General features: G+C 72.0%; 19 protein-coding genes. 8 read left to right on the top strand and 11 right to left on the bottom strand.

All coding sequences use genetic code 11. The annotated features are described in order from the left end of the window. Nucleotides 1–32: 32 nt before the first annotated feature. The 4 genes from ACZ3YL_RS12275 to ACZ3YL_RS12260 form a co-directional block, all read right to left on the bottom strand. The gene (locus tag ACZ3YL_RS12275; protein ID WP_188308258.1) at nt 33–1,355 is read right to left on the bottom strand and encodes a serpin family protein; all 1,323 of its coding nucleotides are present in this window, start codon (nt 1,353–1,355) and stop codon (nt 33–35) included. Nucleotides 1,356–1,414: 59 nt separating this feature from the next. Then, nucleotides 1,415–2,413: an ADP-ribosylglycohydrolase family protein gene (locus ACZ3YL_RS12270; protein ID WP_188308259.1), complete on the bottom strand. Its 999-nt coding sequence runs from the start codon at nt 2,411–2,413 to the stop codon at nt 1,415–1,417. A 15-nt stretch (nt 2,414–2,428) separates the two neighbouring features. Next, nucleotides 2,429–3,643, bottom strand: coding sequence for a cytochrome P450 (locus ACZ3YL_RS12265; RefSeq protein ID WP_188308260.1), 1,215 nt, complete (start codon nt 3,641–3,643; stop codon nt 2,429–2,431). Between the two features lie 100 nt (nt 3,644–3,743). Beyond that, nucleotides 3,744–4,484: an SIR2 family NAD-dependent protein deacylase gene (locus tag ACZ3YL_RS12260; protein ID WP_465656951.1), complete on the bottom strand. Its 741-nt coding sequence runs from the start codon at nt 4,482–4,484 to the stop codon at nt 3,744–3,746. Between the two features lie 112 nt (nt 4,485–4,596). Between ACZ3YL_RS12260 and ACZ3YL_RS12255 the strand changes: the two genes are divergently transcribed. Together ACZ3YL_RS12255 and ACZ3YL_RS12250 are read left to right on the top strand one after the other, a co-directional pair. Beyond that, the gene (locus tag ACZ3YL_RS12255) at nt 4,597–5,661 is read left to right on the top strand and encodes an ATP-binding protein (RefSeq protein WP_188308262.1); all 1,065 of its coding nucleotides are present in this window, start codon (nt 4,597–4,599) and stop codon (nt 5,659–5,661) included. After that, entirely contained in the window at nt 5,658–7,448 is a 1,791-nt protein-coding gene (locus ACZ3YL_RS12250; protein ID WP_465656948.1) for a vWA domain-containing protein, read from the top strand. The genes ACZ3YL_RS12255 and ACZ3YL_RS12250 overlap by 4 nt, the downstream gene beginning before the upstream one ends. A 56-nt stretch (nt 7,449–7,504) precedes the next feature. Here ACZ3YL_RS12250 and ACZ3YL_RS12245 read toward each other — a convergent pair whose 3' ends face one another. From ACZ3YL_RS12245 to ACZ3YL_RS12230, 4 genes are all read right to left on the bottom strand, one after another. Further along, a complete protein-coding gene (locus ACZ3YL_RS12245) occupies nt 7,505–8,143 on the bottom strand; it encodes a hypothetical protein (protein ID WP_465656947.1) in 639 nt (212 codons plus the stop codon). Between the two features lie 140 nt (nt 8,144–8,283). Further along, nucleotides 8,284–8,964 (bottom strand): response regulator, encoded by a 681-nt coding sequence (locus ACZ3YL_RS12240; protein ID WP_188308265.1) that lies wholly within the window; start codon nt 8,962–8,964, stop codon nt 8,284–8,286. Continuing rightward, nucleotides 8,961–10,136, bottom strand: coding sequence for a sensor histidine kinase (locus ACZ3YL_RS12235; RefSeq protein ID WP_465656945.1), 1,176 nt, complete (start codon nt 10,134–10,136; stop codon nt 8,961–8,963). Before ACZ3YL_RS12235 ends, ACZ3YL_RS12240 begins: the two co-directional genes overlap by 4 nt. Before the next feature lie 94 nt (nt 10,137–10,230). Further along, nucleotides 10,231–10,905, bottom strand: a complete 675-nt coding sequence (locus tag ACZ3YL_RS12230) for a DUF4097 family beta strand repeat-containing protein (protein WP_465656944.1) — start codon at nt 10,903–10,905, stop codon at nt 10,231–10,233. 306 nt (nt 10,906–11,211) lie between these two features. On the opposite strand from ACZ3YL_RS12230, the gene ACZ3YL_RS12225 reads away from it, so the two are divergent. The 6 genes from ACZ3YL_RS12225 (at nt 11,212) to ACZ3YL_RS12200 (ending at nt 18,012) form a co-directional block, all read left to right on the top strand. Beyond that, nucleotides 11,212–11,931 carry a Crp/Fnr family transcriptional regulator gene (locus ACZ3YL_RS12225; protein ID WP_465656942.1) on the top strand — a complete coding sequence of 240 codons (720 nt, stop codon included), beginning with the start codon at nt 11,212–11,214 and terminating at the stop codon, nt 11,929–11,931. Nucleotides 11,932–12,042: 111 nt separating this feature from the next. Continuing rightward, nucleotides 12,043–12,870: a hypothetical protein gene (locus tag ACZ3YL_RS12220; RefSeq protein ID WP_188308269.1), complete on the top strand. Its 828-nt coding sequence runs from the start codon at nt 12,043–12,045 to the stop codon at nt 12,868–12,870. Next, nucleotides 12,867–15,080: a hypothetical protein gene (locus ACZ3YL_RS12215; RefSeq protein ID WP_465656940.1), complete on the top strand. Its 2,214-nt coding sequence runs from the start codon at nt 12,867–12,869 to the stop codon at nt 15,078–15,080. Before ACZ3YL_RS12220 ends, ACZ3YL_RS12215 begins: the two co-directional genes overlap by 4 nt. 50 nt (nt 15,081–15,130) lie before the next feature. After that, on the top strand, nt 15,131–16,081 hold the full coding sequence (locus tag ACZ3YL_RS12210) for a hypothetical protein (protein WP_188308271.1): 951 nt from the start codon (nt 15,131–15,133) through the stop codon (nt 16,079–16,081). Between the two features lie 17 nt (nt 16,082–16,098). Next, nucleotides 16,099–16,614, top strand: coding sequence for a Pycsar system effector family protein (locus ACZ3YL_RS12205; RefSeq protein ID WP_465656939.1), 516 nt, complete (start codon nt 16,099–16,101; stop codon nt 16,612–16,614). 135 nt (nt 16,615–16,749) lie between these two features. After that, entirely contained in the window at nt 16,750–18,012 is a 1,263-nt protein-coding gene (locus tag ACZ3YL_RS12200) for a M48 family metalloprotease (RefSeq protein ID WP_465656937.1), read from the top strand. Between the two features lie 150 nt (nt 18,013–18,162). On the opposite strand, the gene ACZ3YL_RS12195 is transcribed toward ACZ3YL_RS12200, so the two are convergent. From ACZ3YL_RS12195 to rplL, 3 genes are all read right to left on the bottom strand, one after another. Beyond that, a complete protein-coding gene (locus ACZ3YL_RS12195) occupies nt 18,163–22,056 on the bottom strand; it encodes a DNA-directed RNA polymerase subunit beta' (RefSeq protein WP_188308273.1) in 3,894 nt (1,297 codons plus the stop codon). 117 nt (nt 22,057–22,173) lie between these two features. Beyond that, complete coding sequence (gene rpoB, locus ACZ3YL_RS12190; RefSeq protein ID WP_188308274.1) at nt 22,174–25,650, bottom strand: DNA-directed RNA polymerase subunit beta; 3,477 nt, start codon at nt 25,648–25,650, stop codon at nt 22,174–22,176. A gap of 685 nt (nt 25,651–26,335) precedes the next feature. Continuing rightward, a complete protein-coding gene (gene rplL / locus ACZ3YL_RS12185; protein ID WP_188308275.1) occupies nt 26,336–26,719 on the bottom strand; it encodes a 50S ribosomal protein L7/L12 in 384 nt (127 codons plus the stop codon). Between the last annotated feature and the right edge of the window lie 38 nt (nt 26,720–26,757).

Below are 26,757 nucleotides of genomic sequence, written 5' to 3'. Positions count from 1 at the left end.
TGTCCGGGGGCGGCTGCCCGGCCGGGTGGTGGCTACTTCGCCTGCGGGTCGGTGACCTGACCGAGGAACAGCGGCCGCCCGGTGGCGGTGTCCCGGATCAGGAACAGGAACGGCCGGTCGATGTGCAGCTCGGCGGGCTGGCGCGGGGACGGCGCCGCCGCCCCGGAGACCACGGCGCCGCTGCCGGCCGCCGCGACCGTACCGCCCTCGTCGACCTCGATGGTGGCCTTCTGCAGCACCGGGCCCAGGACCAGCGGATCCGGGGCGATGCCGCCGAAGTCGGCCTTCGCGAAGGCCGCGTGGACACCGAGCGAGCGCAGCGCGGGGCTCAGCTCGTTCGAGGTGTCGAAGTGGAAGCGGGGCAGCTGGAGGTCGACGGGCTGCTCGGCGAGGGCGCCGAGGATCCGGTCGAGCTGGGGCTGGTCCAGCCCCTTGGTGAAGGCCGCGAAGCCGCCCTGCGCGGGGACGATCAGATCCATCGCCAGGGTGCCGCCCGCGTACGGTAGTTCGACGGCCTGCCAGGGCTCGCCGGCGATCCCGCCGGAGCCGTCGGCGTACTTGAGGTCGTCGTGCCGGCTCATGGTCGGGACGGCCGGGGTGGAGCCGTCGAGCCGGTGGAAGGGGCGGTCGGCGGTGTTCGCGGGCTTGAACTCGGTGGCCCACTCGGCCTTGAGGTAGAGCGCGTCGGTGAGGACCAGCCGGGTGTCGGCGGTGATCGCGTTCGGCGGGACGAGGTCCTTGATCCGGCCGTCGGTGGTCTTTTCCACGGCCGCGTTGATCGCCTTGCGGACGTCCTCCGGGTTCTTCGCGAAGTCGGTGGTGTGCACCCCGGCGTCGAAGGCGCCGGCCAGGGTGGCCAGGTAGTCCGGTGCGACGGCCGCGCCCTGCTTCGTCCAGGCCTGGTCGCTCTGGCGCAGGGTGAGCCCGTCGGTGGCCGGGCCGGGGCGGTTCAGCGCGCCGGCGGCGAAGGCGTACTGCTTCGGGTCGAGGTCGGTGTGCAGGGCCTTGGCCAGTTCCTCGGCGGTGGCGCCGCGCGCGCCGGGCAGCAGCATCCCGAGCAGGGTGGCCAGGCCGGCGGGCGAGACCACCAGGTTGTGGCCGGCGCCGGCCGGGTCGGCGGCGAGGGTGTGCAGGAGGTCCAGGCCGAAGGCGTCGGTGGCCTTGGCGGTGGCGGCCACCTGGGCCGGGTCCACGGGGGGCCGACCGGCCGGCGCGGAGGCCCGCAGTTCTCCGGTGGCGGCGGCTCCGGTGCTGCCGCAGCCGCCGATCAGCGGCGCGGCGAGGGCGGCGGCGAGGAGCAGCGCCGCGGGGCGGCGGGGCGGGCGACGACGGGTTCCGGTGCGGCTTTTCGTCATGGCCCTTCGACGCGGCGCCCCGGAATCGGGTTCCGGGGCGCCCCGCCCGGGGTTCCGGGTCAGTCCCAGAGCGCGCCGAGTTCCAGCAGCTCGTCCCGGTACTCGATCCGCTCGACCCACTCCGCGGGCCAGACCGCCTCGCCGTGGTGGGCGCCGGCGAAGGCGCCGGTCAGACAGGCGAGCGAGTCGGAGTCGCCGCTGGAGTAGGCGGCCCGGCGGACGGCGGCCACCGGGTCGTCGGGCAGCAGCAGGAAGCAGAGCAGGCCGGTGCCGAAGGCCTCCTCGGCGACCCAGCCCTCGCCGGTGGCCAGGCAGGGGTCGGCCTCGACGTCGGGTGCGGCGAGCGCGGCCTCCAGCTGGTCGAGCACCTTGAGGCAGTCGTCCCAGCCGCGGGCGAGGACGGCCTGCGGGGAGGTGCCGTACCAGCGCTCGGCGAGGTCGCCGAGCCAGAACGCGTCGTACCGCTCACGGCCCGCCAGCGCGTACGCCCGCAGCACCGCGGGCAGGGCGGCGGGCGGGAGGCCGTCGGCGAGCTCGCGCACGGCGTACGCGGTGAGGTCGCTGGCGGCGAGCGCGGTCGGGTGGCCGTGGGTGAGCGCGGACTGCAGCTGGGCGGCGCCGGAGAGCTGCCGGGCGTCCAGTTCGCGGATCAGGCCGACCGGGGCGACCCGCATGTTGGCGCCGCAGCCTTTGGAGCCGACGTCGCTGGCCTGCTGCCAGCGGTACGCGTCGTGGCTGAGCCGCTCGCAGGCGCGCAGGCAGGTCATGCCGGGGGCGCGGTTGTTCTCCGGGGAGCGCCACCAGTCGACGAACTCCTCCCGGACCGGCCGTTCCAGGCGCTGCGGGGTGAGCGGCCCACGCGCCAGGGCGGTGCGCAGGCCGCGGCCGAGGGCGAGCGTCATCTGGGTGTCGTCGGTGACCAACGCCTTCGCCGGCAGCGGGAGTCGCCGCCAGTCCGGGTGGTCGGCGGCGATCTGCTCGACGCTCCTGAACTCGGTCACCCGGCCCATCGCGTCGCCGATCGCCAGCCCCAGCAGCGCGCCCGTCGCCTTGCCCACGGCCTTCTCCCCCGTCTAGACCTCGACCAGCAGTTCGCTGAGCCCGCGGATCACGTAGCCCGGGTTCCACTCGGGCTCGCGGACCAGCCGCAGGCCCGGGGCCCGGCGCAGCAACGTGCCGTAGGACTCGGTGAGTTCCAGTCTGGCAAGAGGAGCGCCCAGACAGAAGTGGATTCCGGCGCCGAAGGTGATGTGCGGGTTGTCGGTGCGGCCGAGGTCGAGGCGGTCGGGGTTGGCGAAGCGCTCCGGGTCGCGGTTGGCGGAGCCGAAGAGCAGGGCGATCTCGGCGCCGCGCGGGATGGTGACGCCGCGGACCTCGACGTCCTCCAGCACCCAGCGTTCGAACATCTGCAGCGGGGTGTCCCAGCGCATCAGCTCCTCGACGGCGGTGGGCAGCAGTCCGTCCACCGAGCCGCGCAGCCGGGCGAGTTCGCCGGGGTGGCGGAACAGCGCCCACCAGCCGTTGCCGGTGGTGTTGACGGTCGCCTCGTGGCCGGCGTTGAGCAGCAGCACGCAGGTGGAGACCATCTCCTGCTCGCTGAGCGCGTCGGAGCCTTCCTGGGCCTGGATGAGCGCGCTGATCAGGTCCTCGCCGGGGGCCGCCCGGCGCTCGCGGATGAGGGCGCGCAGGTAGTCGGAGAACTCGATGCTGGCGGTGACGGCCCGGCGGGCGGTCTCCTCGCTCGGGTTGAGCTCGAACATCCCGGTGATGTCGGCGGACCAGGGGCGCAGCAGGTGCCGGTCGGCCTCCGGCACGCCGAGCATCTCGGCGATCACGGCGACCGGCAGCGGTTCGGCGACGGCGGAGATGAGGTCGCCGCCGCCGGCCGCGAGCAGCCCGTCGACCAGTTCGCCGGCGAGGCGCCGGACGGTGGGCCGCAGCCCCTCGACCATGCGCGGGGTGAAGGCCTTGGAGACCAGCCGGCGGATCCGGGTGTGGTCGGGCGCCTCCAGGTCGAGCAGCCCGTGGTCGTTGAGGGTGTGGAAGGGCTCGTGCGCCGGGTCGGGCTCGGGGCGGCCGAACTCCTGGTGGCTGAACCGGTGGGTGTAGGTGCGGCCGAGCCGCCGGTCGCGCAGCAGGGCGCTGACATCCTCGTGGCGTGAGACCAGCCACTGGTTCGTCGGCTCGTGGTACGTCACCGGCGCGTGCTCGCGCAGCTCGGCGTACGCGTCGTACGGGTGGGCCACGAACGCCGCCGACCAGGGGTCGAACTTCGCCGTCGTCGTCATCGCTCGATCACTCCAGGCCGTGAGGGGACGCCGGAAGGATCATCGTACGCACGCGGTACATCCGTAAAGAGACCCTTCCGACCCGTCCGACCGCCGCCCCTCAGACCCCTTCCAGTGCCAGCCGCCGCACCAGCTTCGGCAGCGCGGTGGAGATCGGCTCCCGGATCACCTCGGTCGCGGCCACGTCGTACGGCGTCTCCTCGCCGTTCACGATGATCAGCTTCGCCCCGCTCCTCACCGCGTTGTACGGCAGCCCGGCCACCGGGAACACCTGGAGGCTGGTGCCGACCGCGATGAACAGGTCGCAGGCCCGGGCGATCGAGTCGGCCTGGCCGAGCACCTCCTGGTCCAGGTTCTCGCCGAACATCACGATCCGCGGCTTCAGGATCCCCCCGCACGCCCGGCAGTGCGGATCCGGCTCCCCCGCCTCGATCCGCGCCAGCGCGTCCGCCATCGAGCCGACCACCCGGCAGCTCAGGCACTGGGTCTCCCGGACGTTGCCGTGCAGTTCGAGCACCTTGCGGGCGGTCAGGCCGGCCCGCTGGTGCAGCCCGTCGATGTTCTGGGTGAGCACCCGCAGCGGCAGCCCGGAACGCTCCAGGTCGACCAGCGCCCGGTGCCCGGCGTTCGGCTCGGCCGCCAGCGCACCGGTCTCCAGCCGCATCCGCCAGGCCCGCTCGCGCACCGCCCGGTCGTCCCGGTACGGGCCGATGGTGACCAGCTCCTCGGCCGACGGGTCCTTGCGCCAAAGTCCCTGCGGGCCGCGGTAGTCGGGGATGCCGGAGTCGGTCGAGATGCCCGCGCCGGTGAGCACGGCGATCAGGGGGCGCTTCGCGTTCATACCCCGGACGGTACGGGCGCCGGGCCACCCGGGCCACCGAAAATCCGGGTGCGCCCGGCCAACTCCGGCCGCACACTGGGCCGGTCACGCACCGTCGCCGCGAAGGAGCCCCGTGCAGGGAGCAGTCAGCGTCTCGCCCGCCCAGATCCCCGAGCTGCTGCTCGGCCTGGCCACCGTCCGCCCGGTGTTCCTCTGGGGCGCCCCCGGGATCGGGAAGTCCTCCCTGGTCAGGGCGTTCGCCGAGTCGCTCGGCCTGGACTGCGTGAGCCTGGTCGGCACCCAGCTCGCCCCGGAGGACCTGATCGGCGTCCCCCAGCTCACCCCCGAGGGCCGCTCCCGGTTCTGCCCGCCCGAGCAGATCGCCCGCGACGAGCCGTACCTGCTGTTCCTGGACGAGCTCAACGCGGCCTCGCCGGACGTCCAGAAGGCCTTCTACTCGCTGATCCTGGACCGCCGGATCGGCTCCTACGAGCTGCCGCCCGGCTCCATCGTGATCGGCGCCGGGAACCGCGCCACCGACGGCGCGCTCGCCCGCCCGATGGCGTCCGCGCTGGTCAACCGCATGGTCCACGTCCATCTGCGGGCCAGTGCCGAGGACTGGCTGCGCTGGGCGGCCGGCGCCGGGATCCACCCCTGGATCGTCGACCACCTCACCGACCGGCCCGACCACCTGTGGTCCGCCCCGCCCAAGACCGAGGAGCCGTTCTCCACCCCGCGCGCCTGGCACATGCTCTCCGACGCGCTGCACTCCTTCGGCCCCACCCTGGACGAGGCGACCCTCAAGGTCGTCGCCTACGGGCTGCTCACCCCGCAGCACGCGATCGCCTTCTGCGGCTACGCGAAGATCGTCCGCAACTCCTACGGCCTGGAGGCCATCCTCAAGGGCGACGCCCGCTGGCCGCACCGGCTGGAGGACCGCGACCTGCTCTACTACCTGGCCGACGCCTTCCGCGGCCGGCTGGTCAAGGAACTGCCCGCCGGCAAGGAGCACGCCTCCGGGGCGCAGCGGCAGACCGCCTTCCGCGCCAAGTCGCTGCTGGTGCAACTGGCCGAGATCTCGGTGGAGGTCGCCCAGACGGTGATCGCCGACGGCTCGGACGGCAACCCGGTGCTGCCCTCCTGGTTCCTGATCGAGGCCGCCCGGGACATGCCCCGGCTGGTCGAGGCCCGCCGGTGAAGCGCGCCCAGGCCGACCGGAAGAAGCCCGACCCGGGCGCCGAGGCCTTCGCCGAGGGCGTCCGGCTGCTGCGCCGCAACCCGGCCTTCGCCGCCCTGCGCGCCGACGTCTGCCGCACCGAGGAGTGCACCACCGCCCCGCCGGACGGCTGGGCGGTGGCCGACTCCAACGGCACCCTGCACGTCAACCCGCGCCGCCGGGCCGAACCCGAGGAGTGGGCCTGGGCGCTGGCGCACTGCCTGCTGCACCTCGGCTTCGGCCACCTCCCGAGCGCCGGCGGCACCCGGACCCAGCCCGACGCGTACCAGGCCGCCGCCCGCTGCGCGGTGGTCAACCGCTTCCTCGCCACCTTCCCGGTCGGCCGCGCCCCGGTCGCCCTCCCCCAGGAGTACCCGGGCGGCGACGAGGAGGAACTGGCCGCCCGCTGGCGCCGCGCCGGCCTGCCCGCGGTCGACGCCGCCGGGACGGCCGGCACCGCCGAGCGCGACCAACTGCTGGTCGAGTGGCGCGGCTACGGGCAGCCCGACGACTGGTCGGCGGCCTTCGCCGCCGCGCTCACCCGCACCATGTCCGCCGCGATGGACCGGGCCGGCGGCCGGATCGACGCCGCCACCGGCGAACGCCTGCCCCAGCGGCCCTGGAACCGGGCGCTCAACTGGTTCGTCTCCTCGTACCCGCTGCTCGGCGGCATCGCGGCCGGCCTCACCGTGGTCGCCGACGCCGAACTCGCCCGGGCCCACGACATCGCCGTGGCCGCCGTCAACGCCGAGGCCGCCGAGATCTACGTCAACCCGCTGCGCCACTACTCCGACGAGGAGTGGCGGTTCATCCTCGGCCACGAGATCCTGCACGCCGCCCTGCGGCACGGCGAGCGCCGCGGCGGGCGGGACCCGTTCCTGTTCAACGTCGCCGCCGACTACGTCATCAACGGCTGGCTGCTGGAGATGGGCGTCGGCGAGATGCCCGACGGGCTGCTGCACGACCCGCAGCTGAAGGGCCTGTCGGCCGAGGAGGTGTACGACCGGATCGCCCGCGACCAGCGCCGGATCCGCCGCCTCGCCACCCTCGCCGGGAAGAACCGCCCGGACATCCTCGGCGAGCAGCTGGGAGCGCCCCGGGACTACGTGGACCTCGACGACTTCTACCGGCGCGGCCTCCAACAGGGCTTCGAACTGCACCAGCGCGAACGCGGCCTGCTCCCGGCCGGGCTGGTCGAGGAGATCCGCGCACTCGCCCACCCGCCGCTGCCCTGGGACGCTCGACTCGCCCGCTGGTTCGACGAGTTCGTGCCCCGGCCGGAACCGGTGCGCAGCTACTCCCGCCCGGCCCGGCGGCAGTCCGCCACCCCGGACATCCCCCGGGCCGGCCGCTACCACCCCGAGGAGGAGGTGCCGCGCTGCACCTTCGGGGTCGTCCTGGACACCTCGGGCTCGATGGACCGCACGCTGCTCGGCAAGGCGCTCGGCGCGATCGCCTCCTACGCCGCCGCCCGGGACGTCCCGGCCGCCCGGGTGGTGCACTGCGACGCCGCCCCGCACGACGCCGGGTACCTCCCGGTCGAGGAGATCGCCGGGCGGCTGCGGGTGCACGGGCGCGGCGGCACCGTCCTCCAGCCGGGCATCGACCTGCTGGAACGGGCCGAGGACTTCCCGCCCGGGGCGCCCGTCCTGGTGATCACCGACGGCGAGTGCGACGTGCTGCGGCTGCGCCGCGAGCACGCCTTCCTCGTCCCGCGCGGAGCCGGACTGCCGTTCACTCCGCGCGGGCCGGTGTTCCGGATGACCTAGGCCCGTCGCCAAGGCCTTCACCAGGGCCCTCGCCAGAGCCTTCGTCAGGCCCGTCGTCAGGCCAGCGCCGTACGGGGCGCCGCGCCGAGCCGGACCAGCGGGGACAGCGCCACCAGGTAGCAGGCGGCGGCCAGCGGGATGAAGGCCAGGTCGGCCCCCGAGGCGACGGTCCCGAGCAGCATCAGCACCGGGCTCCACCAGCGCAGCGCCCGGCCCGCTCCCACCGAGGCCGCGACCAGCAGCGCCAGCAGACCGACGTAGAACAGCAGCGGGCCGACCTGGTAGACGGCCGGGAGCACCCCGGGGACGTCCTGCACCCGCTGGAACAGCCGCACCTGCTCGCCCTTGTCCGCCGCGGCCAGGCCGACGCACAGGTCGATCCCGATCTGCACCAGCGAGGCCGCCAGGCCCGCGAAGGCCGTCCCCAGCGCGGCGTTCGCGGCCAGCCGCCCGCCGGTGGTGCCGCGCGGGGCGAGCAGCCGGCGCAGGGCCAGCAGCACCGGGGCGAACAGCAGCAGGCCGGCGAACATCGCGGTGTGCCCGGTGGTCCAGCCGAGGCCGGGCTCGCGGGAGCCGGGCACCAGGCGGATGCCGCCGTAGAGGGCCATCAGCGCCGGGGCGCCGACGGCGGCGTAGCAGGCGGCGCGGCTGGTGCGGTTGGCGCGGCTGGTGCGGCTGGTGCGGCTGGCGTTCATACGAGGTTCTCCCGTGGTGTCCGTGGCCCGAGTCCGTGGCCCGTGTCCCGTTCCGACACCCCAGAGCCTCCCGGCCGGGCCCCTCGTCGCGGATCGCCCGCACCGGCGAATCCGGCCCCTCCCCCGCGCGGGGGAGTGCCTCAGGAATCCCCCGCCACCACCGCCCCGGCCTCGTACGCGAACACCACCGCGTGCACCCGGTCGCGCAGCCCGAGCTTGCTCAGCACATTGCTGACGTGCGTCTTCACGGTGTGCTCGCTGACCACCAGTTCGGCCGCGATCTCCGCGTTGGACAGCCCGCGCGCGATCAGCCGCAGCGTCTCCTGTTCGCGCGCCGTCAGCTGCTCCAGCAGCCTGGACGGCGGCCGCACCGCCCGCTCCCGGCCGCCCGGCCGGCGGGCGGCGAACTCGCCGATCAGCCGCTTGGTCACCGAGGGCGCCAGCAGCGCCTCCCCCGAGGCCACCATCCGCACCCCGTGCGCCAGGTCGTCCCGCCGGACGTCCTTCAGCAGGAAGCCGCTGGCACCCGCGTACAGCGCGTCGAAGACGTAGTCGTCGATGTCGAAGGTGGTCAGCATGATCACCTTGGTGGCCGGGAACTCCTCGCACACCCGGCGGGCCGCCTCCAGGCCGTCCATCACCGGCATCCGGACGTCCAGCAGCAGCACGTCCGGCTTGTGCGCGCGCACGGCCTCGACGGCCTCGGCGCCGTCGCAGGCCTCGGCCACCACCTCGATGTCCGGCTGGGCGTCCAGGATCATCCCGAACCCGGCCCGCACCAGCTCCTGGTCGTCCGCGACCACCACCCGTATCGGCGTCATCCGCCCACCCTCTCCACCACACCCGCCGGCCCCAGCGGCAGCCGGGCACTCACCAGGAAACCCCTGCCCTCCGGCCCCGGACCGGCCTCGGCCCGGCCGCCGCAGGCCGTCGCCCGCTCACGGATGCCGACCAGCCCGCGCCCGCCGGACCAGCCGGCCACCATGCGATCGGCGGTCAGCGGCACCCCGCGGCCGTTGTCGGAGACCACCACCTCCAGCACCTCTCCGGCGCGCCGCACCCGGATCGCGACCCGGTCGGCCCCGGCGTGCTTGACGGTGTTGGTCAACGCCTCCTGCACGATCCGGAACGCGGCCGCCTCCACGTCCACCGGCAACCCGCCCAGCCCGTCCGCGAGTTCGAGGTCCACCCGCAAACCGGCCTGGCGCACCCGCTCGGCCACGTCGGCGAGTTCGGCCAGCCGGGGCTGCGGCGCCAGCTCCCGCTCGGCGTCCGGGTCCTTCAACACCCCGAGCACCCGCCGCAGTTGGACCATCGCGTCCCGGCCCGCGTCGGCGATCGTGTCGAAGGCGCGGATCGCCCGGTCCGGGTTGCCGCGCACCACCAGCGGCCCCGCCTCGGCCTGGATGACCATCAGCGACACCGCGTGCGCCAGGATGTCGTGCATCTCCCGGGCGATCCGGGCCCGCTCCTCGGCGACCGCCCGGGCCGCCTCGCTGGCCGCCCGCACCCCGGCCTCCCGCGCCCGCTCCGCCTGCATCCGGGCCAGCTCCCGCTGGGTGCGCACCAGGGCCCCGAAGACGAAGGAACCGCCCGAGGTGAGCACGCTGAACAGGGCGCCGTTCGGCGAGTGGGTGCCGACCACGTTGGCGGCCACCACCACCGCCAGCACCGACCAGCGCTGCCGGTCCGGGAAGCGCTCCGCCACCGTGTACATCCCGATCACCGCGTACAGCGGCACCTGCGGATTCGCCGAGTGCGCCACCACCGACAGCACCAGCGAGGGCGCGCTGCCCACGATCAGCGCGGTCAGCGTGGCACGGCGCCGCCACGGCAGGAACAGCGCGGTGGACCCCGCCAGCAGGTACACCCACCAGGGCCAGTCCGTGTCGTCGTTGTAGACCGACCAGAGCGACACCGCCGCCGAGCAGACCGCCAGGAAGGTGTCCAGCACGTACGGGCTCAGCCCGGCCGTGCGGCTCCGCCAACGCACCGCGCGCTCCACCGTCGTACCTCCCCCGTACCCGGGGAACCAGCCCCCGCGGAGAAGATCATGCCCTACCGGCAGAACGTCCGGCACCGCCCGGTCAGACACCGCTGACCGTCACACCGCCGGTCTCCGCCCGGGCGGTGATGGTGTGCGCCGCGCCAGCCTGCGAGGGGACACCCACGTCCGCGCCGCCCTCCTGCGCCCGGGCGTTCACCGCGTACGCCTCCCCGGACGGCACCTTCAGCCGCACCCCGCCGTTGCCGACCTCGGCGTCCAGGGTCGTCGGCGCCGCCGCGAAGTCTGCCCGCACCCCGCCGTTGGTGGCGCTCAGGTGCGCCGTGGGGGAGGTCAGCCCGGTCGCCTCGACCCCGCCGTTCTCCACCGCGGCGTCCACCTCGGCCGCCAGCCCGACCAGCCGCACCCCGCCGTTCTCCTCCTTGATCCGCACCTTGGTGCCGGCCGGCACCTGCACCGTGTAGCCGACCCCGCAGGAGTCGCACGAGTACCCCAGCCGCAGCACGCCGTCCTTCACCTCGTGGGTGGTCTTCGGCGCGCTCCCCCGGTAGCTCTGCCGCTCGACGACCCGCACCGAGTCCCCGGTGCCGGTCACCACCACGCCGCCGTTCTCCGCCTCGACCACCAGCTCCTTGACCTGCCCGGCCACCCCGTAGTCGACCGTCCGGTGCTCGTCGTCGCCCCAGAACGGCAGACACCCCTGCATCCCCAGCACCACCGCCGCCGTGATCGCCACCGCGCCCAGCACCCGCTTCATGTCCGGCCCCCTTCGCAAGCCCCGTCATCCCGACACCGAGAACCCTCCCGCGACCGGCCCCCGCCGCACCTCCCTCGCCGGAGCGGTTCCCCCGGCTCCCCCGCGAGGGGGATGAGGGGCAATTCGCGGATTCACCGGCGCGGCGGCCGCTCCGCCGGTAGCTTGTTTGCCCGCGCTCAACCTCCCAGGGGCTCACCCCCCAAGGCTCAACCTCACGGAGCTCAGCCTCCCAAGGGCTCAACCTCCCCGAGCTCGACCTCCCCGGCCCCACCGCGCCGAGGCGAAGACAACGAGGGCTGATCAGGAATGGCCAACACGCCGCCGGGCGGACCAGGTCCCGCGACCGGTCACGGCCTCGACGACCGCGTGCCCTTCCTGGCCCGGCTCGACCCCGCCGACCGCACCGCCCTGCTCGCCCTCGGCCACCGGCTCACCTACCCCGCACGCTCCACCACGCTGCGCGAGGGCGAACCCTCCGACCACGTCCTGCTCGTCCTGCACGGCTGGCTCAAGGTGACCGCCCTCGCCGAGAATGGGTACGAGGCGCTGCTCGCCCTGCGCGGACCGGGCGACATCGTCGGCGAGTCCGCCGCCCTCAGCGGCCGGCCCCGGGCCGCCACCGTCACCGCGCTGGAACGGGTCGAGGCCGCCGCCGTCGACCGCGCCGCCTTCACCGCCTACCTCCAGCGCACCCCCGCCGCCTCGATGCAGCTGCTGGCCCTCTCCACCGACCGGCTGCGCGCCGCCGACCACCACCGGCTCAAGTTCGCCTCGCTGAGCGTCAGCGAACGGCTCGCCGACCTCCTGCTGGAACTCGCCCGCACCCACGGCCGCCGCACCGACGCGGGCATCGTCGTCTCCGTCCCGCTCAGCCAACAGGAGCTGGCCGGCTCGGTCGGCGCCTCCCGGGAGGCCGTCGCCCGGCTGCTCAAGTCCCTGCGGGAGCGCGGCATCGTCGCCACCAGCCGCCGCTCCCTGGTCATCGCGCGCCCCGACCTGCTCCGGAGGCCCGGTCAACTCCGCTGATCCGCACAGGGGTTCTGTGCACACCGTCACAGAGCGAGTACCTCAACGGCGCTCACGCCGCGACGCCCGCAACGGGCAGGCTGAGCCGCGAAGACCAACAGAGAGGCGACCATGACCGATCCGGTGAACCACACCATCCTGCTGCTGGACATCGAACAGTTCGGCCGGCGGGACGACGTCGAGCAGGCCTTCATGCGCCGCATGCTCTACTCCGTCCTGCACGAGACGCTGCGCAGCGCCGGGGTCGAACCCGCCGACCAGCGCCTGGAGGACCGTGGCGACGGCGTGATGGTCCTGATCAGCCCCACCGTTCCCAAACCCCGGCTGCTGCACGCACTGATCAACGAGACCCCCGTCCTGCTGCACGCCAACAACCGCCTCGCCGCCGACAGCGCCCGGGTACGGCTGCGGATCGTGCTCGCCTCCGGCGAGGTCGCCGTTCAGGAACTCGGCGGAGCCCTCGGCGGCGCCGTCGGCTGGGACCTCAACCAGGCCTTCCGACTGCTCGATTCGACCCCCCTGCGCGCCACCCTGCGGGCCCTGGACGAGCCCTGCGTGCTCGCCGTGTCCGACCCGCTCTACCAGGGCATCGTCCGGCACGGCCACGGCGGCCTGGCGCCGGAGGCGTTCCACCGGGTCACCGTCCGGGGCAAGGAGGGCGACTTCCCGGCCTGGCTGCACGCCGTACCCGCCCCGGCCGACGACCCGATCCCGGCCGCCGCCCCGGTCCCCCAGGGGGTCCAGGAACCCCAAGGGATCCAGGAACCCCAACAGGCCCAGCAGGCCCAGCAGGCCCAGCAGGCCCCCGCCACCTTCCAGTTCCTCGGCGGCACCCCGACCTTCGGCGGCAACCTGATCGGCGGCGACCAGCACATCGTCTCCGGCGGCCAGGTCCACGGCGACGTCAACACCGGCAACACCGTCGGCGGCGACCGATGACCGCCACCGCCGAGGCGGACGCCGCCGTCCCCGACGAGGACGACCGCCAGGAGGCCCCACCCGAGGAGCCCCAGAACGCCTACGAGGCCGTCCAGGAACTGCTGGAACACGTCCCGGACTCCTTCGCCGGCCGCAACTACCTCTTCGCCGGCGGCGACCCCAGCTTCGGCGGCAACCTCGTCGGCGGCGACGAGCACGTCGTCTCCGGCGGCCAGGTCCACGGCGACGTCGTCACCGGCCACAAGACCACCGTGTACCAGCTCGGCGCCGCCTTCGGTGCTCCGCTGCACGCCTCCGGCGAGGTGCCGGCGGAAGAGCTGGACGCTCTGGACAAGGTCTTCCGCCCCGGACCGCACTTCCACGAGGCCGTATGCGTACTGGAGGAGCAGCGGGTCCTGATCCTCACCGGGCGGGCCGACACCGGCCGCCGCTCCGCCGCTCTGATGCTGCTTCGAGGAACGGGCGCCGATCGGATCCGCAACCTCGACCCCGATGTCTCCCCCACCGCTCTGCTGACCGGCGCGGAACCGTCCCAGGGCTACCTGCTCACCGACTACACGCCGTCCCGCACCCGCCCTCTGCTCCGATCCGACCTCGACCGCCTCCGCGAGATCCTTGCCAAACAGGACGGCTACCTGGTCATCACCACCATCCGGTCCGACGCGATCCGCGAACTCCCCACCGTCGACTGGCAACCGCCCGACCCCCGGGACGTGCTGTTCAGGCACGTAGCCCGACTGCGACAGCTCGCCCTGACCCCGTTGGTCGACGAGCTGCTCGCCCTTGACCCCGTTCGGGTGTTCCTGGCACAGAACCGGCCGATGCGGGAGATCGCCGAGTTCGCCGGCGCGCTGGCCGCGTACTCGTCCACGACGGACCAACCATCGGACATCGCCAAGTTCGGCCACGGCATCATCCAGGACCAGGTCGGCCGCTGGTTCGGCGACGACGGACTCCACCTCCGGGAGAAGGCGTTCCTGATCTCCCTGGCCGTCTTCGACCACGCCCCCTACACCCTGGCCGCCGAGTGCGCCGACAAGCTGTTCCGCCGGCTGGAGACGATCCGCACCCCCGGACGGCCCGACGGCATCCCGCCCTTCGGCAGCTCGATCGAGGAGCGGATGGCCCTCGCCCGGGCCGAACTCACCGAGGAGACCGAGCAGACCCCCTGGGGCCCGGTCCCCCAGCGGATGGCGTCCTTCCAGGACCCCCGCACCTCCCCCACCCTGCTGCGCGAGGTCTGGACGAGCCACCCCTCGGCCCGCCCCGCGATCACCGGTTGGCTGAACGCGCTGGCCACCGACTCCCGCGCCCTGGTCCGGGCCCGGGTGGCCTCCACCACCGCCCTGCTGGCCTCCGTCGACCTCTCCGCCACCATGAGCGGCCTGCTCGGTCCCTGGTCCGGCGCCAAGGACTTCCGGCTCTGCCTCCAGGCCGCCAACAGCCTCGCCCTGGCCTACCACGCGGGCACCGCGGCCGTCCCTCGCATCCTGCGCGGCTGGGCCGGTGACGACAGCGCCCGCCGCCGCTGGACGGCCATCCGCTGCTACGCCCTGCTCGGCCCGCTGCTGCCGGCCCAGGCCCTGGAGGCCTTCGCGCTGGCCGCCGAACGGCTGAGCGCCGAGGAGCTGGACCAGCTCGCGGCCAGGTTCCAGCTCGACCCGCACGCTCCGGAGCAGCCCGACCGCTTCCAGGTGCTCGGCCTGCTCGAAGCGGCCGAACTGCTGCTGCTCTCCGCCGAGGCGGAGCAGGCTCTGCGCGCTCTGGTCCGCTGGCTCTCCGGGTTGGGTCAGCTGCGGCAGCTGGCCCTGGCGACCTTCCTGACCGCCGCCCGGCGCACCGAGGACGGTGCGCTGGGCCGGCCGCTGCTGCTCGACTGGTACGCCCGCAGCCCGCGCCCCGAGCCGGGGGGCGTGGTCAGCGTCACGCTGCTGCCCGGCCCCGAGGAGTCCGCGCCGGTCCGCTCACTGCTGGTCGCCCTGTGGCGCACGGCACTCGACGACCGCCTCTACCGCGACGCCGCCCTGGGCGTGCTGCGCGGCTGGCTGACCGGTGCCGCCGACCAGCCGGAGACCACCGCCCGGCTCACCGAACTGTTCGACGACCTGGCCGTCACCGAGCGCGACCGCCAGCGGCTGGACCACCTGGTCCGCACCGTCCGTCGAGGCCCCACCGGCGGCCCTGCCGCGCCGGCCCTGCCCGGCGGCTGAGGCCGCACCACCCGAACCGACGACCCGTCCCGATCCTGGAGCACCCGCGCATGTCGGCACGACACCGCCCCGACCTCCCCGCCGGCGACCTCATCGACCCGGTCCTGAAGGTCCACCCGCTGGGCCGCGCGCTCGGCCTGCCCAAGCGGCCGGACGCCCGGGCCGACTCCGCCCTGGTCCTGACCACCCCGTCCGGCGAGCACCAGGTCTTCCTGCCGCCGCACCGCCCGGGCTTCAGCGATCTGGTCGGCCGGGGCTACCAGGCCGCGTTCGAGATCGACCTCGGCCTGCACCACCTGCGGATGACGGAGCGGCTGCCCGGCCGGGACGACGTCGGCGCCTTCGAGGCCGTGGTGGAGGTCGACTGGCAGGTCGCGGCCCCGGAGCTGGTGGTGGCCGGCCGGATCGGTGACGTCCCGGCCCTCCTCGTCCCCCGCATCCGGCAGCGGATGCGGGCGGTCACCCGCGGCCTCACCACCGACCGGAGCGGCGAGGCCGAGACCGCCGTCCAGCAGGCGCTGGACGAGTACCCGGTCGCCGAGGCCGAGGGCCTGCGGGTGCGCTGCGCCGTCCAGTTGGACATCGACCAGGCCGCCCGCGACCAGAAGGAGCGGCTGCGCGGCTACCACTTCGACACCCAGGCCCACCCGCACGCCCTCCGGCAGGTCCAGGAGGCGAACGAGATCCTCGCCGCGAAGGCGACGTTCTACCAGTACCACCTGGAGCAGGGCGGGGTGACCGCCTGGGCCCTCCAGGTGGCCGCCCACCCCGAGGACCTGCCGCGGGCCCTCGGCTACCTCAAGGACGAGCAGCAGGAGCTGGTCCAGGGCCAGCTCCACGTGATCCAGCGGCTGCTCGACCAGAACGCCCTGGAGGACTTCGAGTTGGAGGGCCCGCGCCGGGACGCGAAGGCCGCGCTCGAAGCCATCCTGCGCCACCGGCCCGCCGGCCCGGACGCACCCCGGCTCGACAAGGGCCCGAACCCTCCGCTGTCGCAGTGAACCCGAGGAGCCCCACCGTGCCCGCCCCTCCCGCCACCGGCCCGATACCGCCACCGCCCGGCACCGCGCTGCTCGCCGAGCTGCGCACCGAGATCGCCCGCGCGGACAGCAAGGCCGCCGTCCTGGTCGCCGCCCTCGGCGTCATCGTCGGGGTGCTCGGCGGCCTGCTCACCAGCACCGGCTGGGCGCCGCAGCGACTCTCCAGCGCCGCCGAGGTGTTGCTGGCCCTCGGCGGCCTCGGCATCGCCGTCTCGCTGGTCGCGCTGCTGTTCGCGGTGCTGCCCCGGTTCCGGCGCAGCACCTGGCGCCCGGGCCGCCCGCTCGGCTACTTCGGGGACATCCGGCTGGCCGCCGAGCAGGGTCTGCTCGCCGACGCGCTGGCCGACACCGAGGAGTTGGCCGCCGAGGCCGTCCGCGCCGCGCTCGCGGAGAACAGCCTGATCGCCTCGCGGAAGCACTCCTGGGTCCGGATCGGCATCCTCGCCTTCGGCGTCGGACTGTTCCCGCTGGTCACCGCCCTGTTCCTGGGCTGACCCGGCTCCCGCACCACCCGTCCCGCTCCGTCCAGCACCGTCCCGCTCCGTCCTGCACCGTCCCGCTCCGTCCAGCACCGCTCATCACCGTACGGACGCCGCCGCCGCGCGCGTCCCGGCCCCGAGGACCTCGCCATGACCGAACCGACCTACCCGGACACCCCGCCGCCGCAGTACCCCGCCGGTCCCCCGCCCCAGTACCCGACCGTCCCGCCGCAGCACCCGCAGGCCGCTCCCCCGTACCCGACCACGGTCCCGCCGCAGTACCCCAGCGCCGCTCCGCAGTACCCGACCACGCCCCCGCCCCAGTACCCCAGCACCCCCGTCCCGCCCCAGTACGCACCCCCCGCCCACCCCCGGCAGCAGCCACCCCGCGTCCCCGCCCAGGGCTTCGCCCCGCCGCCCGCCCCACCGCGGCCGCCGCTCCTCGACCCCACCGTCGACATCGACCCGCACACCGGCCGGATCCACCTGGCCGCCCGCCAGCGCGGCGCCGACGCGACCGCGGTCGGCCAACTGCTGCTGCAGCTCCCGCACTTCCTGTGCAGCCTGCTGGTCGTCACGCTGGTCTCGCTGTTCCTCCCCGAGCCGCTGAACCTGGTGCTGATCGGCCTCTGGATCGCCTCCGGCGCGCTGGTCTTCCACCGCCCGACGGAGAAGGTCCTCGCCCGCTACCTGTTCCGGATGCGTCCGGCGCTGCACTCGGAGCTGACCAGGCTGGAGCCGATCTGGCACCAGGTGACCGCCAAGGCGGGGGTGAACCCGGAGGCGTACGACCTGTGGATCGAGGACCACAAGGCCGTCAACGCCACCGCGGCCGCCGGGCACATCGTCGGGGTCACCCGGTACGCGCTGGAGACCCTCCCCGACGCCCAGCTGGCCGCCGTGCTCGCCCATGAGCTCGGCCACCACCGCGGCGGGCACGCCTGGGCGACCCTGCTCGGCCACTGGTACTCGATGCCGGCCCGGATCGCCTGGGCGGTCTTCCGGATCGCGGCGGTGATCGCGTTCCGGATCGCCTCGGTGTTCTCGCTGCTCGGCGCCCTCGTGGTCGGGCTGGTCGCGATCGTCCTGGTGGTGGCCGTGGCCGTGTCCTTCCCGCCGCTGCTGCTGGTCGTGGTCACGCCGTACCTGCTCGCCGCGGTCGGCCGCCGCTCCGAGCTGCGGGCGGACGTCCAGGCCGCCGAGCTGGGGTTCGCCGACGCCATGATCGAGGTCTTCCACGGCTTCCTGCGGGACGAGGAGCAGGCCCTGGCGATCGCGGCGCGGGAGAACGGGGGCCGCGCCGTCCGGCCGGGCCTCGGCCGGCGGCTGCTGTCCAGCCACCCGGACACCCATACCCGGATCCGCCGCCTGGAGGACTGGCGCGCGGCCACGGCCGCCGCCACCCATCGCTGAGCCGAGCCGAGCCAAGCCAAGCTGAGCCAAGCCGAGCCGAGCTGAGCCGAGCTGAGCCGAGCTCCAACAGCGCCGAGCAGACCGGCGCGAAAACGCCGCAGGGCGGCCACCCCGTGAGGGGTGACCGCCCTGCGATCAGTGACGCTCGACTCAGCCGGTGTACGGGCCGTAGTCGTAGTCGTCCAGCGGAACCGCCTGGCCGGAGCCGGCGCCGAAGGGCGACAGGTCGTAGTCGTCGTAGCCGACGGCCGAGTACATGGCGGCCTTGGCCTCCTCGGTCGGCTCGACCCGGATGTTGCGGTAGCGGGGCAGACCCGTACCGGCCGGGATGAGCTTACCGAGGATGACGTTCTCCTTGAGGCCCAGCAGCGGGTCCGACTTGGCGTGGATCGCCGCGTCGGTGAGCACCCGGGTCGTCTCCTGGAAGGAGGCGGCCGACAGCCAGGACTCGGTGGCCAGCGAGGCCTTGGTGATACCCATCAGCTGCGGACGGCCGGAGGCGGGGTGACCGCCCTCGGCGACCACACGACGGTTCTCGGTCTCGAAGCGGCCGCGCTCGACGAGCTCGCCCGGGAGCAGCTCGGCGTCGCCCGACTCGATGATCGTCACGCGGCGGAGCATCTGCCGGATGATGATCTCGATGTGCTTGTCGTGGATCGACACGCCCTGCGAGTTGTAGACCTTCTGGACTTCGGCGACCAGGTGGATCTGGACGGCACGCTGGCCCATGATGCGCAGCACGTCGTGCGGGTTGGTGGCACCCATGGTCAGCTTCTGGCCGACCTCGACCGCCTCGCCCTCGCTGACGAGCAGCTTGACGCGCTTGGAGACCGGGTAGGCGATCTCCTCGCTGCCGTCGTCCGGCGTGACGACGATCTTGCGGGTCTTCTCGGTGTCCTCGATCCGCGCCCGGCCGGTGGCCTCGGAGATCGGGGCCACACCCTTGGGGGTACGGGCCTCGAAGAGCTCGACGACACGCGGCAGACCCTGGGTGATGTCGTCACCGGCCACACCACCGGTGTGGAAGGTACGCATGGTCAGCTGGGTGCCGGGCTCACCGATGGACTGGGCGGCGATGATGCCGACCGCCTCACCGATGTCGACCAGCTTGCCGGTGGCCAGCGAGCGCCCGTAGCACATGGCGCAGGTGCCGACGGCCGACTCACAGGTCAGGATCGAGCGGGTCTTGACCTCGCCGATGCCGTGGCGGATCAGCTCGTCGATCAGCACGTCACCGAGGTCGGTGTTCGCGGTGGCCAGCAGCTTGCCGTCGACGGTGATGTCCTCGGCGAGCATGCGGGCGTAGACGCTGGTCTCGACGTCGTCGGCCTTGCGCAGCACGCCGTCGGCGCCCACGGAACCGATCGCCAGCTTCAGGCCGCGCTCGGTGCCGCAGTCCTCCTCGCGAATGATGACGTCCTGGGAGACGTCGACCAGACGACGGGTGAGGTAGCCGGAGTCGGCGGTACGGAGGGCGGTGTCGGCCAGACCCTTACGGGCACCGTGGGTGGAGATGAAGTACTCCAGCACGGTGAGACCCTCACGGAACGACGCCTTGATGGGTCGCGGGATGGTCTCGTTCTTGGCGTTCGACACCAGACCACGCATACCGGCGATCTGGCGCATCTGCATCATGTTTCCACGAGCACCCGAGTCGACCATCATGAAGATGGGGTTCGTCTTCGGGAAGTTCTCGTTCATGGCCTCGGCGACCTCGTTGGTCGCCTGGGTCCAGATGCCGATGAGCTCCTGCTTGCGCTCGTCGTTGGTGATCAGGCCGCGCTCGTACTGACGCTGGACCTTCTCCGCCTTCGCCTCGTAGCCCTCCAGGATCTGGGGCTTGTTCGGCGGGACGACGACGTCCGAGATGGAGACGGTGACACCCGAGCGGGTCGACCAGTGGAAGCCGGCCGCCTTCAGGTTGTCCAGGGTCGCCGCGACGACGACCTTGGGGTAGCGCTCCGCCAGGTCGTTGACGATCGCGGAGAGCTGCTTCTTGCCCACCTCGTAGTCGACGAACGGGTAGTCCTCGGGCAGCAGCTCGTTGAAGAGCGCGCGGCCCAGGGTGGTGCCGAGGCGGAAGGGCTCGCCGTCGAACCAGTTCGACTGGCCATCCTCGTCCACCGGCGGGGTCCAGCCGCGGGGCGGGACGGTGCCGGCGCCGAGGCGCAGCTCGATCGGGGCCTGGACGTCCAGCTCGCGGGCGTCGAAGGCCATGATCGCCTCGGCGGTCGACGAGAAGGTGCGGCCGGCGCCCTTCACGTTGTCGCGGTCCGAGGTCAGGAAGAACAGACCGAGCACCATGTCCTGGGTCGGCATGGTGACGGGGCGACCGTCGGCCGGCTTCAGGATGTTGTTCGAGGACAGCATCAGGATGCGGGCCTCGGCCTGCGCCTCCGCGGAGAGCGGCAGGTGGACGGCCATCTGGTCACCGTCGAAGTCCGCGTTGAACGCGGTGCAGACGAGCGGGTGGATCTGGATGGCCTTGCCCTCGACCAGCTGCGGCTCGAAGGCCTGGATGCCGAGGCGGTGCAGGGTGGGCGCACGGTTCAGCAGGACGGGGTGCTCGGCGATGACCTCTTCGAGCACGTCCCACACGACCGGGCGGGCACGCTCGACCATGCGCTTGGCCGACTTGATGTTCTGCGCGTGGTTCAGGTCGACCAGGCGCTTCATCACGAACGGCTTGAAGAGCTCCAGCGCCATGGCCTTGGGCAGACCGCACTGGTGCAGCTTGAGCTGCGGGCCGACGACGATGACCGAACGGGCCGAGTAGTCGACTCGCTTGCCGAGCAGGTTCTGGCGGAAGCGACCCTGCTTGCCCTTCAGCATGTCGCTGAGGGACTTCAGGGGCCGGTTGCCCGGGCCGGTGACCGGACGGCCGCGGCGGCCGTTGTCGAACAGCGCGTCGACGGCCTCCTGGAGCATGCGCTTCTCGTTGTTCACGATGATCTCGGGGGCACCGAGGTCGAGCAGGCGCTTCAGGCGGTTGTTGCGGTTGATGACGCGGCGGTACAGGTCGTTCAGGTCGGAGGTCGCGAAGCGGCCACCGTCCAGCTGCACCATCGGACGCAGGTCCGGCGGGATGACCGGGACGCAGTCCAGGACCATGCCGTTGGGCTTGTTGCTGGTCTGCAGGAACGCGGAGACGACCTTGAGGCGCTTGAGCGCACGGGTCTTCTTCTGGCCCTTGCCGGTGCGGATGATCTCGCGGAGACGCTCGGCCTCCTCCGCCAGGTCGAAGGTCTCGAGGCGGTCCTTGAGGGCCGCCGCGCCCATCGAGCCGGAGAAGTAGGTGCCGAAGCGGTCGCGCAGCTCGCGGTAGAGCAGCTCGTCGCCCTCGAGGTCCTGGACCTTGAGGTTCTTGAAGCGGGCCCACACCTCGTCGAGGCGGTCGAGCTCGCGCTGCGCGCGGTCGCGCAGCTGCTTCATCTCGCGCTCGGCGCCCTCGCGCACCTTGCGGCGCACGTCGGCCTTGGCGCCCTCGGCCTCCAGCTCGGCCAGGTCGGTCTCGGCCTTCTTGGCACGGCCTTCGAGGTCGGAGTCGCGACGGTTCTCGATCTGCTGGCGCTCGACCGAGACGTGCGCCTCCAGGGACGGCAGGTCGCGCTGGCGGCGCTCGTCGTCGACCCAGGTGATCATGTAGGCGGCGAAGTAGATGACCTTCTCGAGGTCCTTCGGCGCCAGGTCGAGCAGGTAGCCGAGGCGGGACGGCACACCCTTGAAGTACCAGATGTGGGTGACCGGGGCGGCCAGCTCGATGTGGCCCATCCGCTCACGGCGCACCTTGGCGCGGGTCACCTCGACGCCGCAGCGCTCGCAGATGATGCCCTTGAAGCGGACGCGCTTGTACTTGCCGCAGTAGCACTCCCAGTCCCGGGTGGGGCCGAAGATCTTCTCGCAGAAGAGTCCGTCCTTTTCGGGCTTCAGGGTGCGGTAGTTGATGGTCTCCGGCTTCTTGACCTCGCCGTGGGACCACTGGCGGATGTCGTCGGCGGTGGCCAGGCCGATGCGGAGCTCGTCGAAGAAGTTGACGTCAAGCACTGGTCGTCAAGCCCTCTTTCGTGATTCGAGAGTTTGTCTGTTGGTCTGAGGGGGGCCTGGGGGCGGGCCGGCCGCACGCTCTGCTGGATTCAGAAGCGCGAGCCGGCCCGACCTCCGTCAGACCTCTTCGACGCTGCTCGGCTCGCGCCGGGACAGGTCGATGCCGAGCTCCTCGGCGGCGCGGAAGACGTCCTCGTCGGAGTCCCGCATCTCGATGGACTGGCCGTCCGAGGACAGCACCTCCACGTTGAGGCAGAGCGACTGCATTTCCTTGATGAGAACCTTGAAGGACTCGGGAATGCCGGGCTCGGGGATGTTCTCGCCCTTGACGATGGCCTCGTAGACCTTCACGCGGCCGAGCACGTCGTCGGACTTGATGGTGAGCAGCTCCTGCAGGGCGTACGCAGCGCCGTACGCCTCGAGGGCCCACACCTCCATCTCACCGAAGCGCTGACCACCGAACTGCGCCTTACCACCGAGCGGCTGCTGGGTGATCATCGAGTACGGACCGGTCGAACGGGCGTGCAGCTTGTCGTCGACCAGGTGGTGCAGCTTGAGGATGTACATGTAGCCGACCGAGACCGGCATCGGGAACGGCTCGCCGGAGCGGCCGTCGAACAGGCGGGCCTTGCCGGTGGAGTTCACCAGGCGCTCACCGTCACGGGTGAGGGTGGTGTTGTCCAGCAGGCCGGTGATCTCGTCCTCGCGGGCGCCGTCGAAGACCGGGGTGGCGAGGTTGGTGCCGCCCTCGACCTGGTCGGCGCCGATCGCCTGCAGGCGCTGGGCCCACTCGTCGGCGAGACCGGAGACGTCCCAGCCCTGCTTGGCGAGCCACCCGAGGTGGATCTCCAGGACCTGTCCCGGGTTCATTCGGGACGGGACACCCAGCGGGTTGAGGATGATGTCGACCGGGGTGCCGTCCTCCAGGAACGGCATGTCCTCGACCGGCAGGATCTTCGAGATGACGCCCTTGTTGCCGTGACGGCCGGCGAGCTTGTCACCGTTGGTGATCTTGCGCTTCTGGGCCACGTAGACGCGGACCAGCTGGTTCACGCCCGGGGGCAGCTCGTCGCCCTCTTCGCGGTCGAAGACGCGGACGCCGATGACCTTGCCGGACTCACCGTGCGGGACCTTCAGCGAGGTGTCGCGGACCTCACGGGCCTTCTCGCCGAAGATCGCGCGGAGCAGGCGCTCCTCGGGGGTCAGCTCGGTCTCACCCTTCGGGGTGACCTTGCCGACGAGGATGTCACCGGTGACGACGTCGGCGCCGATCCGGATGATGCCGCGCTCGTCCAGGTCCGCGAGGACCTCCTCGGAGACGTTCGGGATGTCCCGGGTGATCTCCTCGGGGCCGAGCTTGGTGTCACGGGCGTCGACCTCGTGCTCCTCGATGTGGATCGAGGAGAGGACGTCGTCCTGCACGAGGCGCTGCGACAGGATGATCGCGTCCTCGTAGTTGTGACCCTCCCACGACATGAACGCCACGAGCAGGTTCTTGCCGAGGGCCATCTCGCCCTCGTCGGTGCACGGGCCGTCGGCCAGCACCTGGTTGACCTCGACCCGGGCGCCCTCGTCCACGAGCACCTTCTGGTTGAAGGCGGTGCCCTGGTTGGAGCGGGTGAACTTGGCGGCGCGGTACGTGGTGTACGTGCCGTCGTCGTTGGCCACGGTGACGTAGTCGGCCGAGACCTCCTGCACCACGCCCGACTTCTCGGCGGTGATGACGTCGGCGGCGTCGACGGCGCAGCGGTACTCCATGCCGGTACCGACCAGCGGGGCCTCGCTCTTCAGCAGCGGCACCGCCTGGCGCATCATGTTCGAGCCCATGAGCGCGCGGTTGGCGTCGTCGTGCTCGAGGAACGGGATCATGGCGGTCGCGACCGACACCATCTGGCGCGGCGAGACGTCCATGTAGTCGATCTCGGAGCCCGGGATGTAGTCGATCTCGCCACCACGGCGGCGGACCAGGACACGCGGCTCGGCGAAGTGCAGGTCCGCGGTCAGCGGGGCGTTCGCCTGGGCGATGACGTAGCGGTCCTCCTCGTCGGCGGTGAGGTAGTCCACCTTCTCGGTGACGACACCGTCGACGACCTTGCGGTACGGGGTCTCGATGAAGCCGAAGGCGTTGACCCGGCCGTACGAGGCCAGCGACCCGATCAGACCGATGTTCGGGCCTTCCGGGGTCTCGATCGGACACATGCGGCCGTAGTGCGAGGGGTGCACGTCACGGACCTCGAAGCCGGCGCGCTCACGGGAGAGACCACCGGGACCGAGGGCGGACAGACGACGCTTGTGGGTCAGGCCCGACAGCGGGTTCGTCTGGTCCATGAACTGCGACAGCTGGCTGGTGCCGAAGAACTCCTTGATGGAGGCGACGACCGGCCGGATGTTGATCAGGGTCTGCGGCGTGATCGCCTCGACGTCCTGGGTGGTCATGCGCTCGCGCACGACGCGCTCCATACGGGCGAGACCCGTACGGACCTGGTTCTGGATGAGCTCGCCGACGTTGCGCAGGCGGCGGTTGCCGAAGTGGTCGATGTCGTCGACCTCGACCACGATGTCGCGGCCGGTCTCGTCACGCCACTCGGTCTCGCCCGCGTGCAGCTTCACCAGGTACTTGATCGCACCGATGATGTCGGGCTCGGTGAGCACGCCGGAGTCCAGGGACTCGGCGTTGCCCAGCTTGCGGTTGAGCTTGTACCGGCCGACCTTGGCCAGGTCGTAGCGCTTCGGGTTGAAGTACAGGTTCTCCAGAAGCGTCTGCGCGGCCTCGCGCGTGGGCGGCTCGCCCGGACGCAGCTTGCGGTAGATGTCCAGCAGCGCGTCGTCCTGGCCCTGGGTGTGGTCCTTCTCCAGGGTGTTGCGCATGGACTCGTACTCGCCGAACTCCTCGAGAATCATCTCGTTGGTCCAGCCGAGAGCCTTCAGCAGCACGGTGACGGACTGCTTGCGCTTGCGGTCGATGCGGACGCCGACCATGTCGCGCTTGTCGATCTCCATCTCCAGCCAGGCACCACGCGAGGGGATGACCTTGCAGGAGTAGATGTCCTTGTCGGACACCTTGTCCAGGGTGGAGTCGAAGTACACGCCCGGAGAGCGGACGAGCTGCGACACGACGACACGCTCGGTGCCGTTGATCACGAACGTGCCCTTGTGGGTCATGAGCGGGAAGTCGCCCATGAAGACCGTCTGAGACTTGATCTCACCGGTCTCGTTGTTGGTGAACTCGGCCGTGACGAAGAGCGGAGCCGCGAACGTGAAGTCGCGGTCCTTGCACTCGTCAATCGAGTTCTTCGGCGGCTCGAAACGGTGGTCGCGGAAGGTCAGGGACATCGACCCGCTGAAGTCCTCGATCGGGGAGATCTCCTCGAAGATCTCCTCCAGACCGGACTTGGTGGGGACGTCCTGACCAGACTCCAACGCCTGCTCGACCCGGGACTTCCAGGCCGCGTTGCCGAGCAGCCAGTCAAAGCTCTCGGTCTGCAGGGCCAGGAGGTTGGGGACCTCGAGGGGCTCCTTGATCTTCGCGAACGAGACGCGGAGCGGGGCGGTGGATGCGGCGGAATTGTTCGAGGCGTTGCGCGGCGCGGCCAAGAGGGGGGTCCTTCCGAGGGCTCGGAGCTCACTACGCGCGTACCAGCCGGGCCTGCTTGAGCCTGGATTCCGTCTCCCTCGCCACTGGCCTCCGCCGGGGTCGAAACCCCAGGTCAGAGCCGCTTTGCGGAGGCGGTGCCAGACCCCTTCAGGGCAACGCAAACTCCGGGCGACGAGTCACGGAGCAGCTAACAGGCAGCGCAAAGGGACAGTGTAGCCAAAGGCCACACTGCTGTCCAGCTCTGATTCGGAAACCGAATCGGAGACTCCTCCCGGTAGCCGGGGGCGCGGACGCCCACCGGGTACTGCTCTAACTCACGTGGAGTCATTTCCCGCCGGAGCCGCTGGTTATGCATCCAGCAGCAGACCAACCGGGGCGGACTCGCGCCTTGAGAATCGCGCGCCTCGCCGGGTTCGTCAAGGGCCCGCCGACGGGGGCGGACCTCGACCCGTTCATCGGACCGAAGCCCCTCCGCGTTACAGAAGCCGTGGTGGGGGCCACCGTCGATGACGGTGATCACCATACTCCTCGTGGCCGACAGTACCGAGTGGGCAATCGGCCACTCCGGTGGCCTCGCTGGTCCGGGCGGGCGAAGGCCGCCGGCCCCCGGAACGCAAAAGACCGGGCCGACCACCCGCATGGGTGATCGGCCCGGCCTCAGGCCCCCTCAGAGGGGGCGAGAAGTCACTTGACGGTGACCTTGGCGCCGGCACCCTCGAGGGCGGCCTTGGCCTTCTCGGCAACGTCCTTGGCAACCTTCTCCAGGACCTTGGCACCAGCGGTGTCAACGAGGTCCTTGGCCTCCTTCAGGCCGAGGGAGGTCAGGGTGCGCACCTCCTTGATGACCTGGATCTTCTTGTCGCCGGCACCGTCGAGGATGACGTCGAACTCGTCCTGCTCCTCAACGGCCTCGGCCACGGCGCCCGGACCGGCGATGCCGGCAACGGCGACCGGAGCGGCAGCGGTGACGTCGAACTTGTCCTCGAAGGCCTTCACGAAGGCAGCGAGCTCGATGAGGGTGAGCTCCTCGAACTGCGCGAGCAGCTCGTCCTGGGTCAGCTTCGCCATGATTGGCGTCCTTCCACTAAATCGGCAGGTGGTGCCGG

This window comes from Kitasatospora sp. NPDC023176 (genome assembly GCF_055560495.1).
Note: the sequence above shows the minus strand (reverse complement) of the source record. Positions and strands in the feature narration are given on the sequence as shown.